Consider the following 13893-nt stretch of genomic DNA (forward strand, 5'->3'; position numbering starts at 1 on the left):
GACGTGGACGTCCCGTTCAGGTCAGCAGGGGCACGAGTTGTTGCGCGTGCTCTCGGAGTGAGTCGAGGTGGCGCAGCAGCAGGTGCTGATGGTCGATGCTGCCGGACAGGACCAGGCCCGCGACGAGGGTGCCGGTGGCGGAGCGGACGGGAACGGCGAGGCACGCGGAGTCGTCGCGCAGTTCGCCGAACTGGGTGGCGAAGCCCCGGTCGCGGATCTCCCCGAGGTGACGGAGCAGGTCGCTGCGCACGACGATCGTGCGGCCGGTGAGGGCATGGGGTTCCCACCGGGGGAGGACGGTGTCGAGGTCGTTCTTCTCGGCGAGCAGCAGCTTGCCGACGGCGCTCGCCTGGAGATGCCGATTGAGGAGAGCCTCGTCGGCGCGGGGTGGATATTCGGGGTCGGCGTCGGCAAGGCGGAGCGCCGTGTCGGTGTAGTAGAACAGGTGGACGCCGAAGCGGACGGTCAGCCGAAGTTCGGTGAGAAGGTTACGTGCGGCTGTGCAGACGGTGGGGACGACGGCCGCGTCGACCAGTATGCCGATCTTGCGCCCGAGTGCGAAGCCGGACAGATCGGGTAGCCGGACGACGTAGCCTTCTCCGGCGAGCAGGTTCAGGAGCCGATAGGTGGTCGCCGGCGGCAGGGAGAGGTGTGCGGCGATGTCCTTGGCGGTGACCCCGGCCCCGGCCCGGGCGACTTCCTCGAGGACACGCAGGGCACTGATCACCGCTTTCGGCTGCCGCCCCGACAGGGTTCCGTCCGCGGGGCTCACCGCCGCACCTGCCAAGGGCGGTGCCGGCCGAGCAGATCGCCGGCGACGGTCTCGTCGTAGACGCCTATTCGGTCCGCGACGTCCGGGGCGCGCCGCACCCGGACCGCGAGCAGCACGCCCCCGAGGAGCATCAGGACCGCGTACACGGCGGTCATTGCGCCCGCCACGTAGACCCCCGACGCAGCCGCCCACACGATCAGCGCCACCAGGCACGTGGCGGTGAGCGCGCCGATGACCAGCGGCAGACGGGTCAGCTCACCGATCCGGCGCAGGAACGCGGGCGTAGCGACGCAGAGGAGGATGTAGGCGAGGACGTACCCGTGCGCCGAGAGAGCCAGCAGCCCGATCAGGACGTCGCGGTTCGAGCCGGTCGCCGCCAGAAAGACGACGGGCACGACAACGACGACAGGCATCGCGACGGCCAGGGCGACGTGCGGCGTGTGGAACCGGGCGTGGGCACGGCCGACGATCGCCGGGGCGACGCCCTCACGGCCCATCGCGAACAGGGTGCGCGACAGCGCGGTGGTGGAGCCCATGACGCACGCGAACCACGACGCGGCGATTCCGAGTTCCATCAGGACCGCCAGCACCGCCGAGCCGCTCCCGGCGGTGTCCGGGAGGGTGAGCACGATCCGGAGCGAATCGACTCCTTCCCTCGCGGACTCCGGCAGCTGCATCGCCGCGGCGAACACGTAGAGCGCCGCGAGCACGACCGGCGTCCACCTGATCGCGCGCGGCACGCTGATCAGCGGGCTGTGGGCTTCACGTGCCACCGTTCCGGCGCTCTCGAAGCCGACGAACGAGGTGATCGCCAGCAGGAGCGCGAAGCCGATCGCGGATTCCGAACCGGTTCCGGTCGGCGCCGAGGGCGTGCCGCCGTCCCGGACGGACACGGCGAACGCGATCACCAGGACGACCGATGCGGCGACGATGGCGAACGCCTCGACGCCCAGCATGATGCGGGCGGAGAGCTGGACGCCGCGGACCATCAGCAGCAGCGCGACGGCGCCGACGACGCCGATGAGCACTGCGCTCGTCGCCGATCCGGCCGGCAACCCGATCCGTTCGAGCAGCGACGCCAGATAGCTCGCTGCCCCCACCGTGCTGGCCATGGCGGCGGCCGCGTAGCCGATCAGCAGCGACCATCCCCCGGCGAAGCCGAGGCGGGGGCCGAGCCCCTTCACCGTGTAGCTGTACAAGCCGCTGACCGCGACCATGCGGGTGGCGAACTGCCCGATGCAGTATCCGACGGCAGCCATCAGGACGGCCGCCGCGACGAACACCGGGATCGCCGCCCGCCCGGCTTCGGGGATGACGAGAGCCGGCAGGGTGACCATCACCGCCGAGGGGGCGACGGCCGAGACGGACTGTGCGAGCACCTCGAAGAACGTGAGGCGTCCGCGCTCGAGGCCGGCCACCGGCGAACTACTTCGGATCTGTGGTGTACCGGACACCTTGCACCTGCTTCCACACTCGCCAGGGGACGTCGAGCGTCTGCCGCCGGACGATCCCGTGGGGTGCACGGTAGCGCAGGCACGCAGTGCGCTGCACCGATCGCACATCAATTTTCGGTCACTCGAATGAGAACGACGGGCCGTTCGGCGCCCGATCGAGAGGGGCCGGCGGTGCTCGTGCGGCCGTCACCTGGGGTGCGGTCGAGAAGTCGAACGAGAATCGGGAAACGGTCTGGGCCGCAGTCGAATGAGAATCGGACACCGCGCAATTTCCATCCGGAATCGGGGGTGACTCCCGACACATCGTGTGGTTATCGTGGGTTCGGGTCACAGCGACGGAAACCGGCGGTTCTGCGTCGAAACGACTGTACCCGAGTCTTTTTCACTATCTCTCACGAGTCGGAGACATCATGACTGCAGTTGCGCAATCCGCCACCGGTCTGCTTCCGGAGGTGGTCGACTTCCTCTCGTCGCCGAAGCAGATGCTGATCGGCGGCCGGTGGGTCGAGTCGGCCTCGGGTCGGCGGTTCGACACGGTCGACCCCGCCACCGGGCAGGTGCTGACCACGGTGCCGCACGGCGGCGCCGAGGACGTCGACCGGGCCGTCGCCGCTGCCCGCCGGGCGTTCGAAGAGGGGCCGTGGCGGCGCCTGACCCCGGCCGAGCGCCAGCGCATCCTGTGGCGGATCGGCGAGGGCATCCTGGCCCGGGCGGACCAGTTCGCCCAGCTCGAGTCCCTGGACAACGGCAAGTCGGTGGTCGTCGCGAAGGCGGTCGACGTCACCTGGGCGGCCGAGATCTTCTTCTACTACGCCGGTTGGGCGACCAAGATCGAGGGCCGCACCGTCCCGGTGTCGGTTCCGTGGGCTCCGGGCGCTCGCTTCCACGCGTTCACCACTCGCGAGCCGGTGGGAGTGTGCGCCCAGATCGTGCCGTGGAACTTTCCGCTGGTGATGGCCGCCTTCAAGCTGGCCCCTGCGCTGGCGTGCGCGAACACACTGGTGCTCAAGCCTGCGGAGCAGACCCCGCTCACCGCACTGCTGCTCGCCGAAGTCGCCGCCGAGGCCGGGGTACCCGACGGCGTCGTCAACGTGGTCACGGGCTTCGGGGACGCGGGTGCGGCCCTGTCGGCCCATCACGACGTCGACAAGGTCGCCTTCACCGGCTCGACCGAGGTCGGCAAGAAGATCGTGGGCGCCGCCGCCGGGAACCTGAAGAAGGTCTCTCTCGAACTCGGCGGCAAGAGCCCCCAGGTCGTCTTCGCGGACGCCGACCTCGAGGCCGCGATCCCCGGTGTCGCCGGCGGATTCCTGTTCAACCACGGCCAGGCGTGCACCGCCGGGACGCGGTTGCTGGTGGAGGATCGAATCTTCGACGAATTCACCCAGGGCGTAGCGGAATTCGCCCGGTCGCAGAAGATCGGTCCAGGACTCGATCCCACCAGCGATATCGGCCCGCTGATCTCCGAGGAGCAACTCGGCAAGGTGTCCGGTTACCTCCGCGCCGGACTCGAGGACGGGGCTCGTGCCCTGACCGGAGGAAAGCGCCACGGTGACAGCGGCTTCTACGTCGAGCCGACGCTCCTCGTCGACGTGCGCAGCGACTTCGGCGTGTACCGGGAGGAGATCTTCGGCCCGGTCGCCGTCGCGGTGCCCTTCAACCGGGAGGAGGGAGTTCGCGCCGCCGCCAACGACACCCCCTACGGGCTCGCGGCGAGCGTCTGGACGCGGGACGTGTCCCGGGCCCACGAGGTCGCCGCCGAGATCAAGGCGGGCACGGTCTGGATCAACTGCCACAACGCGTTCGACACCGCACTGCCCTTCGGGGGATACAAGCAGTCGGGTTGGGGGCGGGAACTCGGTGAGGGAGCCCTGGCGGAGTACACCCAGACCAAGTCGGTCAACATCGCACTCTGACCGGTCGGGGCGGTGCCCGGCACTGCGTGGGCACCGCCGTCCGTACCCCTGCCGGGTCGAACGAGAACCCGGCACCCCGCCCTTCTCGTTTGCCGTCGACGAACCGTGATGCCGCGGTGACCGCACCGACAACGTCCGGGCGCACTCTTCTTCCGGCGGTCGGCACCGAAATCGCCGGCGCACTCCCTCTCCCGAAAGTCGAAGCACCGATGACCCTCAACGCTCGCGCACACGAACCCCCCACCCACCGGTTGTCCGGCAGCCTCGGCCCCGGCGCCGTCGTCTTCATGGTGGTCGCGGCCGCGGCCCCGCTGACCGTGATCGCCGGCACGGTCCCACTCGGTATCTCCGCCGGAAACGGGGCCGCGTACCCCGCCTCGTACGTCGTCTGCACGGTGGTCCTGCTCTTCTTCGCCGTCGGCTTCACCGCGATGGCGAAGCACGTGCCCGGGGCGGGGGCGTTCTACACCTTCGTCACCCACGGACTCGGCCGGCACGTCGGACTGGGTTCCGCGTTCCTGGCGCTGTTGTCCTACACGGCGGTGCAGGGGGCCGTCTACGGATACATCGGCGCCGCCCTCGGCGACTTCGTGACCTCGCACGGCGGTCCCGAGTTGCCCTGGTATCTCTGGGCTCTGATCGTTCTGGCGGCGGTCGCGATTCTCGGCTACCGCCACATCGACCTGTCCGGGAAGGTCCTCGGGGTCCTGCTGCTCTGCGAGGTCGGCATCGTGCTGGTGATCGATGCGGCGGTGATCGCCCGTGGCGGAGCGGAGGGTCTTTCCACCGCCGCGCTACGCCCCTTCGAGTTCTTCTCGGGCGCACCGGGAATCGCCCTGATCTTCGCTGTCGCCGGCTACATCGGCTTCGAGGCGACCGCGGTCTTCCGCGACGAGGTGCGCGATCCGGCCCGGACCATTCCGCGGGCCACCTATCTCGCCCTGGTGGTCATCGGTGGCTTCTATGCGCTGTCGAGCTGGGCGCTGGTCAGCGCGTGGGGTGACGAGGGTGCCGTCGTCCTGGCCACCGAGAACCCCGAGGGCATGATCATCGAGACCGCGACCCGCTACGTGGGAGCGGCGGCGGGGGATGTCGTGCAGGTGCTCCTCGTCACCAGTCTCTTCGCGGCCCTGCTGTCCTTCCACAACGTGCTCTCGCGTTACATCTTCTCGCTCGGCAACAGCGCGGCACTGCCGGCGCGATGCGGCCGCTCGCACGTACGCCATGCCTCGCCCTACGTGGCCTCGATCGTGCAGACGGTCTCGGCCCTGGTTCTCGTCGTGGCCTCGGCCGTCGGCGGGCTCGATCCCGTCACCGAGGTCTTCGCCTGGTTCGCCGGTGTCGCGTCCGTCGGCGTGCTGGCCCTGATGGCGCTGACGTCGATCGCCGTCCTCGTCTTCTTCCGGCGATCCCGGGCCGACGCCCGGCCGTGGCCCACGCTGATCGCGCCGGTGCTGGGTCTCGCGGGGCTGAGCGCTCTGCTCGCGATGACGATCGCGAACCTGCCGCTGCTCGTGGGCGGATCCGGCACCCTCGCCGCCGTCGTCGGCGTTCTTCTCGCCGGGACGTTCGCGGGCGGAACGGCCGTGGCTGTTCTCCGCCCCGACGCTGCACGACATCACCACCATTCCGGCGGCATCGCGCCCGCCGCCACGACCGAAACCGATATCGACAAGGAGATCGCACGATGAGCACTGCCACCACGAAGTTCACCGACGCGGCATCGACGCCCGCACCGGACCACCCGCTCACCCCCCTGACCGCCGACGAGATCATCGCCGTCAAGGAAACGGTATCGGCGGAGGGGCTGGTAACCGAGCACGTCCGGTTCGTCTACGTCGGGCTCGAGGAACCGCACAAGTCGACGGTCCTGGCGTTCAGGCCGGGGGAGCACATCGAGCGCCGTGCCCGCGTCCTTCTCCTCGACCGCGCGACCGGGGTGGGCTCCGATCACGTCGTGTCCGTCACCGAACGCAGGATCCTCAGCACCGTCGCCGTCGACTCCGCCACCGAGGGGCATGTCCCGATCCTCGACGAGGAGTTCGAGGACATCGAAACGTTCCTCCTGTCCAGCTTCGACTGGATTGCGGCGATGGCTGCGCGCGGTATCGATCCGGAGAAGGTGCGCGCGGTTCCGCTGTCGGCCGGTGTGTTCGGGCACGAGGACGAGGTGGGGCACCGGATCGTCCGCGTGCTCGCGTTCCACCAGGAGGACGGGGCCGACCTGCCCTGGGCACATCCGATCGACGGGGTCGTCGCCTACGTCGACCTCACCGAGCAGCGGGTGGTGAAGGTCGTCGACGAAATGCAGCTGCCCGTGCCGGCCGAACGCGGCGAATGGGACGCCGCTCCGCACGCGAAACCGGCCCGCACCGACCTCAAGCCGATCGAGATCACCCAGCCCGAGGGGCCGAGCTTCTCGGTCGACGGCAACCGGATCACCTGGGCGGACTGGACGTTCCGGTTCGGGTTCGACGTACGCGAGGGCCTGACCCTGCACCAGCTGTCGTTCTCCGACGACGGCGTGCAGCGGCCGGTGATCTACCGCGCCTCCATCGCCGAGATGGTCGTGCCCTACGCCGACCCGTCGCCGGTGCGGTACTGGCAGAACTACTTCGACCAGGGCGAGTACCTGTTCGGCCGCTACACCAACTCGCTGGAACTCGGGTGCGACTGCCTCGGTGAGATCCGGTACTTCGACGTCACCATCGCCGACGAGAAGGGCGACCCCCGGGTGATGAAGAACGCGATCTGCCTCCACGAGGAGGACTACGGCGTCCTCTGGAAGCACACCGACATGTTCAACGGCATGACCGAGACGCGCCGGTCGCGCCGGCTCGTGATCTCCTTCTTCCTCACCATCGGCAACTACGACTACGGCTTCTATTGGTACCTCTACCTGGACGGCACCATCGAACTCGAAGCCAAGGCCACCGGCATCGTCTTCACCTCCGCCTACCGCGGCGAGGACGGGTTCGCCACCGAGATGGCGCCCGGGCTCGGTGCGCCGTTCCACCAGCACCTCTTCTCCGCCCGCCTGGACATGGCGGTCGACGGCAACGTCAACACGGTCGAGGAGGTCGACGCCGTGCCGGAACCGATGGGGCCGGACAACCCGTGGGGTAACGCGTTCCGCTGCCGCAAGACCACCCTCACCACGGAGGCCGACGGGCAGAGGCTGGCCGACAACACCAAGGCCCGGGTCTGGCACATCACCAACCCGACCAAGCAGAACCGGCTCGGCCGGAATGTCGGGTACGCACTTCACCCCGAAGGTCAGCCCGTGCTGCTGGCAGATCCGTCGAGTTCCATCGCCGCCCGCGCCGCGTTCGCCACCAAGCACCTGTGGGTGACACGGTACGACCCGGCGCAGCGGTACCCGGCCGGCGACTTCGTCAACCAGCATCCGGGACAGGCGGGACTGCCGACGTTCGTCGCCGGCAACCGGAACATCGAGGGCGAGGACCTGGTGCTGTGGCACACCTTCGGGCTCACCCACTTCCCGCGCCCGGAGGACTGGCCCGTGATGCCCGTCGATTACGCCGGGTTCACGCTGAAGCCGGTCGGTTTCTTCGACCGGAACCCGGCCCTCGACGTTCCGGCCGGCACGTCGAAGCACTGCTGCACGGACTGACGGACATGTCCACCACAGTTCCGGAAGCCGCCCGCCGCACCACCACGTGGTGCGGCCGGGCGGCCGCCGCCCTCGCCGTGTCGGCGGCCGTCCTGCATGCCGGCTCGCTCGGGGAGCACACCCCGTCGCCCGGTTCGGCGGCCCTGACCCTCGTCATGGTCGCCGGATGCCTCTACTGCGCCCGTCACCTGTGGATGCGCGGAGACCAGCGGGACTGGATCCTGGTCACCGTCATGAACATCGCGATGATCATGGTGCACCTGACCACCATGAGCCCGGGCCGGGCCGCAGGCGGCCACCACGGGCACGCTGTGCCTCCCGTCGCCGGTGCAGCGGTTGACGCCTCGATTCCCCCTCTCATGGCCGCTGCGCTGGCGGCCGCGGCCGCGGAGGTCCTCCTTGCCGTGAGCGTCGTGTTCCACCGCACCCGGGGGAGCGACCCGGCGAACGCAGCGGCGCCGCCGAGGTGGAGCGGCACACTGTCCACATGAACATCCGGTTCCGGCGCGGATCGCTCGTCGTCGCGGCGTCGATCCTGGTCGTGACGGCCTGTGGTTCCGGCCCGCCCGACGAGCGGCCCGAAGCCACCGCGACGAGCAGTCCGACGTCGGAACCGGCGACCACGCTGCCCGGGCCCCCGTCACCGGTGCCGGGGCCCTCCGCGACCGTCCCCGTTCCGCCGTCCGGTCCGGAGCCGACGCCGGTGCCTCCGGCCGGTGTACCTGCCGCCCTGCGCGGCATCGATCTCGAGCGGATTCCCACCGAGGAGAAGGTGGTGGCGTTGACCTTCGACGGTGGAGCCTCCGACACGGCCGTCTCCCGTATCCTCGCCACGCTCGCCCGCTACGACGTGCCGGCGACGTTCTTCGTCACCGGTGATTTCGCGCGGACGTATCCGGACCGGGTCCGCGCCGTCGCCGCCGCCGGGCACGCGGTGGGAAACCACAGCAACACCCACCGTTCCTACCCGGATCTGACCGACGAGCAGATCCGGGCCGACCTCTCCGCGGCCGAGAGCGCGATCACGGCACTGACGGGTCGCCCGGCCGTGCCGTGGTTCCGGTTTCCCTTCGGTGCTCGCACCGACGCCGACATCCGCGTCGTCAACGGTGCCGGTTACGTGCCCGTGCGCTGGACCGTGGATTCGCTCGGCTGGAAGGGCACGAGCGGTGGTCTCGACGCCGCGGCGGTGACCGAGCGGGTCCTCGCCGCGGCCGCGCCCGGGCAGATCGTTCTGATGCACGTGGGTGCGAACCCCGACGACGGCACGACCCTGGACGCCGATGCGCTGCCGGCGATCATCGACGGTCTGCGGACGCGGGGTTACGGTTTCGTGGATCTGGCCGATGTCGTCCGCTGAGCCCCCGAGTGCACCGCACCCGCGTGTTCGATTTGCGGACTTCACGATCACTGTGCTTACTTATGAACGCGGTCGGGAATCGTTGGGGTGGATCCCATGGGCTGAAGGACGGTTTCGATGATCCTTTCCGCTGTCCGGGTGGCGATCGTCGGCGCGCTGACCATCGGTTCGATGTTCGGTGCCGTGTCGATCGCCCATGCCGACCCGTCCCCGGCCTCGTACTGTGCGCCGACCGTGGTGCTCGCCGTCGACGGCACGAAGGGTCCCGAAACGCCGGACTCGATCGATCCCGAGAGCCCGCTCAACTCCTACACCGATCAGTACCGCAACAGTCCCGACTTCGCGGTGCGGCACGTGCGGTATCCGGCGGGCATGGTCGCCGGGGTGTTCGGCTGGGACACGTTCATGGACCAGTCAGTGCAGATCGGTGTGCAGAATCTCTGGGCGGAGATCGGCCGGACCGAGGCCGCCTGCGGGCCACGCACGCGCTACGAGCTGTACGGCTACTCGCAGGGAGCGATCGTCGTGCGCAGGGTTGCGATGGAGATCGATGCGGCGGCGCCCGTGCACGACGACGGCACCGACCTGCAGGACCGGGTGCGGGTGCACCTGATCGCCGATCCGGCGCAGGGCCGGCCCGCCCAGTACGCCGGGCCGCTCGTCCCGGGCATCACCCTTCCCCAGCCGGCGGGCGAGTTGCGGCACATCCCGGTCACCACCGAGTGCCTCGAGGGCGACATGGTCTGCGACCCGGAGGGCAACGTCACCGGGTACATCCGCGAGCACGCGACGTATCACCCGTGACGTTCGCGCTGGGCGTCGTGCTCTTCGCGCTGGGGGTCGCGGTGTCCGTCGCCCTGCACGAGGCGGGGCACCTGTGGGCGGCGCGACGTCTCGGGATGAAGGTGCGCCGATTCTCCCTCGGACGTGGCCCGATGCTCTTCTCCGTCCGGCGCGGTGAGACCGACTACGGGCTGGGACTGATCCCGGTGGGCGGGTTCTGCGAGATCGCCGGCACGACCGCGCTCGACGAACTGACCCCCGACGAGTACGACCGCGCCCTGTACCGGCAGAAGACCTGGAAGCGGCTGGTCGTAATGTCCGGCGGCATCGGCATGAACTTCCTGCTCGCCGGGGTCCTCGTCCTCGTCCTCGCCGTCGGGTGGGGGCTGCCGGAGCTGCATCCGAAGGTGGTCGTCGAGTCCGTCGGATGCGTCCCGTCGTCGCAGCGGCCCGGCCCGGGATACGGCCTCGCCGCGTGCGACGGCCCGGGACCGGCCGGGGCCGCGGGGATACTCCCCGGCGACGCGATCCTTGCCGTCGACGGTGAGGGCGTCACCCGGTTCGGCGATCTGGTCGGAAAGATCTGGGACAGCGCAGGAGTCGTCGAACTGACGATCGAACGGCACGGCCGCCGGCTGGTGCTGCCCGTCGCGACCGAGCAGGTGCAGCGATGGGTGGTCGACCCTCGGACGGGGGCCGAGCGCTCGACGGCCGTCGGTGCGATCGGGGTGTCCGCGCACCCGCCCGCCGGTCCCGTGCGGTACGACGTCGTGACCGCGGTGCCCGCCGCCCTCGCGTTCACCGGCGACCTCGCCGTGCTCACGGCGCGCACGGTGGTGGACATGCCGACGAAGGTGGCGTCGCTGTGGCGGTCGGTGACCGGCGGCGAACGCGACGCGGACACCCCGATCAGCGTGGTGGGGGCCGGATTGCTCGGGGGCCGGGCCGTCGAGCGGGGCGCCTGGGAGTCGTTCGTGCTGCTGCTGGTGAGCCTGAACCTCTTCGTCGGCCTGTTCAATCTGCTGCCGCTGCTGCCTCTCGACGGCGGGCACATGGCCGTGGCGATCTACGAGGGTCTGCGGAACCGGGTGCGCGCCCGGCTGGGCCGGCCCGGCGGAGCGCCGGTCGACTTCGTGAAGCTGCTGCCGGTGACGTACGCGTTCGTCGTCGTCGGTGGGGCCTTCATGCTGCTCACCCTCGCGGCGGACATCGTCGCCCCCGTTCGTCCGGCCTGATCCCGGCCCCCGGACCGCCCTCCTCGCCACCGGAGGAGTCCGGTGGAACCGGGCAAACCTCGTGGAACTTGCCGCAATTCGACCGAATCCCGCTCGCCCCGTTGCGCATGCGGGGGCGAACCGCTTCCATGGAGTGATGCCGCGGTGGTGTTGGGACGAGGACGAACCGTTGTTCGGAGACGTCGAGTCGCCGGTCGGAGGCGCGACCATAGCGGGCCTGTCCGCGCTGATCGCGCTCGTCGCGCTGGCCGTGATCGGGCCGGCGCTGGTCTGATCCGCGGTCGTCAGCGCGCGCCCGCTCCGTCTCCGACGTGCGCGGTGACGGCCACCTCGACCGGCGCGTTGCCGGGAAGCAGATAGACCCCGATCGCGCTGCGGGCGGGCAGTGACGCCGGGCCCAGCGCGCGTTCGACGACCTCCGATGCGCCGTCGGCGACCGCCGAGAGCTCGGTGAAGCCGTCGGCACACGCGATGTACACCACCATCTCGACGCACCGGAACCTCGCGCCCGGCGGCAGCACCGACCGGACCGCGGCCAGGGCATTGCCGGCCGCGAGGCCCGCCGCCTCCCGGGCGAGGGCCGGGTCCACTTCGCCGCCGACGCGGCCGGTGACGGTCAGCCGGCCGTCGCGGCGCGGGGTCATCCCCGCCGTGTGGACGGTCGAGCCGGACAGCACCGCGGGTACGTAGCGGCCGCGCGGCCGCGGCGGCTGCTCGCCGATCGCGTGTTCATTCGACACCGAGAGATCATTCGACACCGAGAGCCACTCCTTCCTGACGGGGATCGCTGCCGCCGCTGAGCACGCCGCGGGGATCGAGAGAGATGATCTGGGCGCTGCCCTCGGCGCCGAGCGGTTCGAGGGTGCGCACGTCGTGCCCCATCTCGGACAGGGCGGTGCGGACCTCGGGCGGGACGTCGGCCTCGATGCGCAGCTCGGCGGGGTCGCCGAGCACGTTCGCGTCGGAGCCGGGGAACACCGTGAACCGGGGCGCCGACACCGCCTCCTGCGGATCGAGCCCGTGGTCGAGGAGGTGCGAGAGCAGCTGCATGTTCCACTGCACCTGCCCGTCCCCGCCGGGGGTGTTGCCCACGTGGAGCAGCGCTCCCGCCTCGTCCGTGACGATCCAGGCATTGAGGGTGTGCAGCGGCTTGCGGCGGGGCCGCACCTCGTTCGGATGCCCGTCGATCAGGTACGCGCCCCGCCCCAGCCGGTTGTTCAGGACGATCCCCGTGCCGGGCACGGTGAACTTGGCCCCGAAGGTGAACGCCAGCGAATGGATGAAGCTCACCGCGCGTCCGTCCCGGTCGACCGTCACCAGCGAGGTGGTGTCTCCGCCGGCCACCGTGAACGCTCCGGCAGGCGCGGTCGCCGACAGCCGGTCGCGGCCGGCGCGGATGTGGCCGGGATCGAGGATGCGGGCGGCACCGTCGTTGTCGGCGCCGCACCAGCGCAGCCGGTCCTCGAACGCCGTCCGCGCGGCCCGGGCCATGCGGTCGATCGCCGCCGCGCTCAGGAGCGGGGAGAACCCGACGACGCCGTCGCACAGCGCCGCCTGGTGCAACACCATCCACCCGGGGGTGGGCAGCGGGGTCTGATGGATCACCGCGCCGGCGTACCGGCCGGACAGCGCCGCCTCGGGCGTCACCGTCCCGGTTGCGACCCATTCGTCTCCCGAGAACGGGGCGCCCGCGTCGCGCAGCGCGGCGACGCACCGCTCGGCGAGCGACCCGGTGTAGAACGACGCCGGGTCGTGCGCGAGCTCGCGGATGGTCCGCGCCAGGTCGGGTTGCGGCAGCCGGTCACCGACGAGCGGGACGAGGCCGCCGTCGACGTACACGGAGGCCAGCCCGGGATCGCTCCGGACGGCGTCCAGCGCCGACCGCACGTCGTCGCGGGTCTTGGCCGAGCAGGGCAACCCATTCTCGGCGAGGCGCGCGGCCGGTTCCCACAGCTCGGCAAGGCTGCGGGTGGCGCCGCGCCGGTGCAGTGCCGCGAGCGCGGCCGGAGCGCCGGGCACGGCCACCGCGAGGGCGCCGTCCAGCGGGATCGCGGTCAGCCCGCGGTCCCGGTAGAAGCCGGGTGTGCCGCCGTCGGGGCCGTAACCGCTCCCGCCGACCGTCCAGACTGTGCCGTCCGGTTCCCGCACCACGGCGAATGCGTCCCCACCGAGGCCGCACTGGCCGGGCAGGGTCAGCCACGTGGTCGCGGCCATCGCCAGCGCGGCGTCGACCGCGTTGCCGCCGTCGGCGAGCACCCGCGCCCCGGCCTGGCCGGCCAGCGGGTGGCTCGAGGACACCATGCCGCCGGTCGACAACGTCGCCGGACGGACCCGCCGCGCTGTCATGCCTGCCGGAGCCGGCGCCGGCGCGGGCCCTCCGGCGGCTCGGCGGGATCGATGCCGACGAAGATCTCGCCGTCCCGCTCCTCGACGGGATAGGTCTTGATCGGCTCCGTGGCGGGAGGGCAGATGGGTTCACCGGTTGCGAGATCGAAAGCGCTTCCGTGGCAGGAGCATCCGATGCCATCCTGCACGAGCTTGCCGGACGAGAGCAGGCAGTCCAGGTGTGAGCAGTAGTTGGATGTCGCGTAGGCCTTCCCGTCCAGCCGCGAGATCGCGAACTCGTAGTCGCCGGCGTAGAAGCGGCGCACGATGCCCTCCGGTACCTGCCCGGAACGGGCCACTCTCTTGAACTCCATGGTCATCCTCCAGGCATTGGGGTCTGTTCCGACCGCGGGC

At 70.5% G+C, this 13893-nt stretch carries 13 protein-coding genes; 8 read left to right on the top strand and 5 right to left on the bottom strand.

Annotated elements, in window-relative coordinates:
- Positions 1 to 16 precede the first annotated feature (16 nt).
- On the bottom strand, positions 17 to 772 hold the full coding sequence (locus ACWPOB_RS08255) for an IclR family transcriptional regulator (RefSeq protein ID WP_455400513.1): 756 nt from the start codon (positions 770 to 772) through the stop codon (positions 17 to 19).
- A complete protein-coding gene (locus ACWPOB_RS08260) occupies positions 769 to 2190 on the bottom strand; it encodes an APC family permease (protein WP_455400514.1) in 1422 nt (473 codons plus the stop codon). The genes ACWPOB_RS08255 and ACWPOB_RS08260 overlap by 4 nt, the downstream gene beginning before the upstream one ends.
- Positions 2191 to 2636: 446 nt before the next feature.
- On the opposite strand from ACWPOB_RS08260, the gene ACWPOB_RS08265 reads away from it, so the two are divergent.
- From ACWPOB_RS08265 to ACWPOB_RS08300, 8 genes are all read left to right on the top strand, one after another.
- A complete protein-coding gene (locus ACWPOB_RS08265) occupies positions 2637 to 4142 on the top strand; it encodes an aldehyde dehydrogenase family protein (protein WP_455400515.1) in 1506 nt (501 codons plus the stop codon).
- 209 nt (positions 4143 to 4351) lie between these two features.
- Entirely contained in the window at positions 4352 to 5833 is a 1482-nt protein-coding gene (locus ACWPOB_RS08270) for an APC family permease (RefSeq protein ID WP_455400516.1), read from the top strand.
- A complete protein-coding gene (locus tag ACWPOB_RS08275; protein WP_455400517.1) occupies positions 5830 to 7776 on the top strand; it encodes a primary-amine oxidase in 1947 nt (648 codons plus the stop codon). Before ACWPOB_RS08270 ends, ACWPOB_RS08275 begins: the two co-directional genes overlap by 4 nt.
- A gap of 5 nt (positions 7777 to 7781) precedes the next feature.
- On the top strand, positions 7782 to 8267 hold the full coding sequence (locus tag ACWPOB_RS08280) for a hypothetical protein (RefSeq protein WP_100056601.1): 486 nt from the start codon (positions 7782 to 7784) through the stop codon (positions 8265 to 8267).
- Complete coding sequence (locus ACWPOB_RS08285) at positions 8264 to 9136, top strand: polysaccharide deacetylase family protein (protein WP_455400518.1); 873 nt, start codon at positions 8264 to 8266, stop codon at positions 9134 to 9136. Before ACWPOB_RS08280 ends, ACWPOB_RS08285 begins: the two co-directional genes overlap by 4 nt.
- Before the next feature lie 117 nt (positions 9137 to 9253).
- On the top strand, positions 9254 to 9940 hold the full coding sequence (locus ACWPOB_RS08290; protein ID WP_455400519.1) for a cutinase family protein: 687 nt from the start codon (positions 9254 to 9256) through the stop codon (positions 9938 to 9940).
- Complete coding sequence (locus ACWPOB_RS08295; RefSeq protein ID WP_455400520.1) at positions 9937 to 11154, top strand: M50 family metallopeptidase; 1218 nt, start codon at positions 9937 to 9939, stop codon at positions 11152 to 11154. The genes ACWPOB_RS08290 and ACWPOB_RS08295 overlap by 4 nt, the downstream gene beginning before the upstream one ends.
- Before the next feature lie 136 nt (positions 11155 to 11290).
- Positions 11291 to 11428: a hypothetical protein gene (locus ACWPOB_RS08300; protein ID WP_006943148.1), complete on the top strand. Its 138-nt coding sequence runs from the start codon at positions 11291 to 11293 to the stop codon at positions 11426 to 11428.
- A gap of 10 nt (positions 11429 to 11438) precedes the next feature.
- Here the strand turns inward: ACWPOB_RS08300 and ACWPOB_RS08305 are convergent, their stop codons facing one another.
- Genes ACWPOB_RS08305 through ACWPOB_RS08315 form a run of 3 tightly spaced genes read right to left on the bottom strand, consistent with a single transcriptional unit; the run spans position 11439 to position 13853 of the window.
- Positions 11439 to 11894 carry a RidA family protein gene (locus ACWPOB_RS08305; RefSeq protein WP_455400521.1) on the bottom strand — a complete coding sequence of 152 codons (456 nt, stop codon included), beginning with the start codon at positions 11892 to 11894 and terminating at the stop codon, positions 11439 to 11441.
- Positions 11895 to 11901: 7 nt separating this feature from the next.
- Positions 11902 to 13500 carry a gamma-glutamyltransferase family protein gene (locus ACWPOB_RS08310; protein ID WP_072634040.1) on the bottom strand — a complete coding sequence of 533 codons (1599 nt, stop codon included), beginning with the start codon at positions 13498 to 13500 and terminating at the stop codon, positions 11902 to 11904.
- Positions 13497 to 13853 carry a Rieske (2Fe-2S) protein gene (locus ACWPOB_RS08315; RefSeq protein ID WP_072634041.1) on the bottom strand — a complete coding sequence of 119 codons (357 nt, stop codon included), beginning with the start codon at positions 13851 to 13853 and terminating at the stop codon, positions 13497 to 13499. Before ACWPOB_RS08315 ends, ACWPOB_RS08310 begins: the two co-directional genes overlap by 4 nt.
- Positions 13854 to 13893 lie beyond the last annotated feature (40 nt).

It is taken from the genome of Rhodococcus sp. 2H158, from assembly GCF_053764755.1.

Excerpts from the sequence above, each read along its gene's own strand:
- ACWPOB_RS08280 (WP_100056601.1), top strand. The coding sequence starts at position 7,782 with ATGTCCACCACAGTTCCGGAAGCCGCCCGCCGCACCACCACGTGGTGC.
- ACWPOB_RS08265 (WP_455400515.1), top strand. The coding sequence starts at position 2,637 with ATGACTGCAGTTGCGCAATCCGCCACCGGTCTGCTTCCGGAGGTGGTC.
- ACWPOB_RS08290 (WP_455400519.1), top strand. The coding sequence starts at position 9,254 with ATGATCCTTTCCGCTGTCCGGGTGGCGATCGTCGGCGCGCTGACCATC.
- ACWPOB_RS08285 (WP_455400518.1), top strand. The coding sequence starts at position 8,264 with ATGAACATCCGGTTCCGGCGCGGATCGCTCGTCGTCGCGGCGTCGATC.
- ACWPOB_RS08315 (WP_072634041.1), bottom strand. The coding sequence starts at position 13,853 with ATGGAGTTCAAGAGAGTGGCCCGTTCCGGGCAGGTACCGGAGGGCATC.
- ACWPOB_RS08270 (WP_455400516.1), top strand. The coding sequence starts at position 4,352 with ATGACCCTCAACGCTCGCGCACACGAACCCCCCACCCACCGGTTGTCC.
- ACWPOB_RS08310 (WP_072634040.1), bottom strand. The coding sequence starts at position 13,500 with ATGACAGCGCGGCGGGTCCGTCCGGCGACGTTGTCGACCGGCGGCATG.
- ACWPOB_RS08275 (WP_455400517.1), top strand. The coding sequence starts at position 5,830 with ATGAGCACTGCCACCACGAAGTTCACCGACGCGGCATCGACGCCCGCA.
- ACWPOB_RS08300 (WP_006943148.1), top strand. The coding sequence starts at position 11,291 with ATGCCGCGGTGGTGTTGGGACGAGGACGAACCGTTGTTCGGAGACGTC.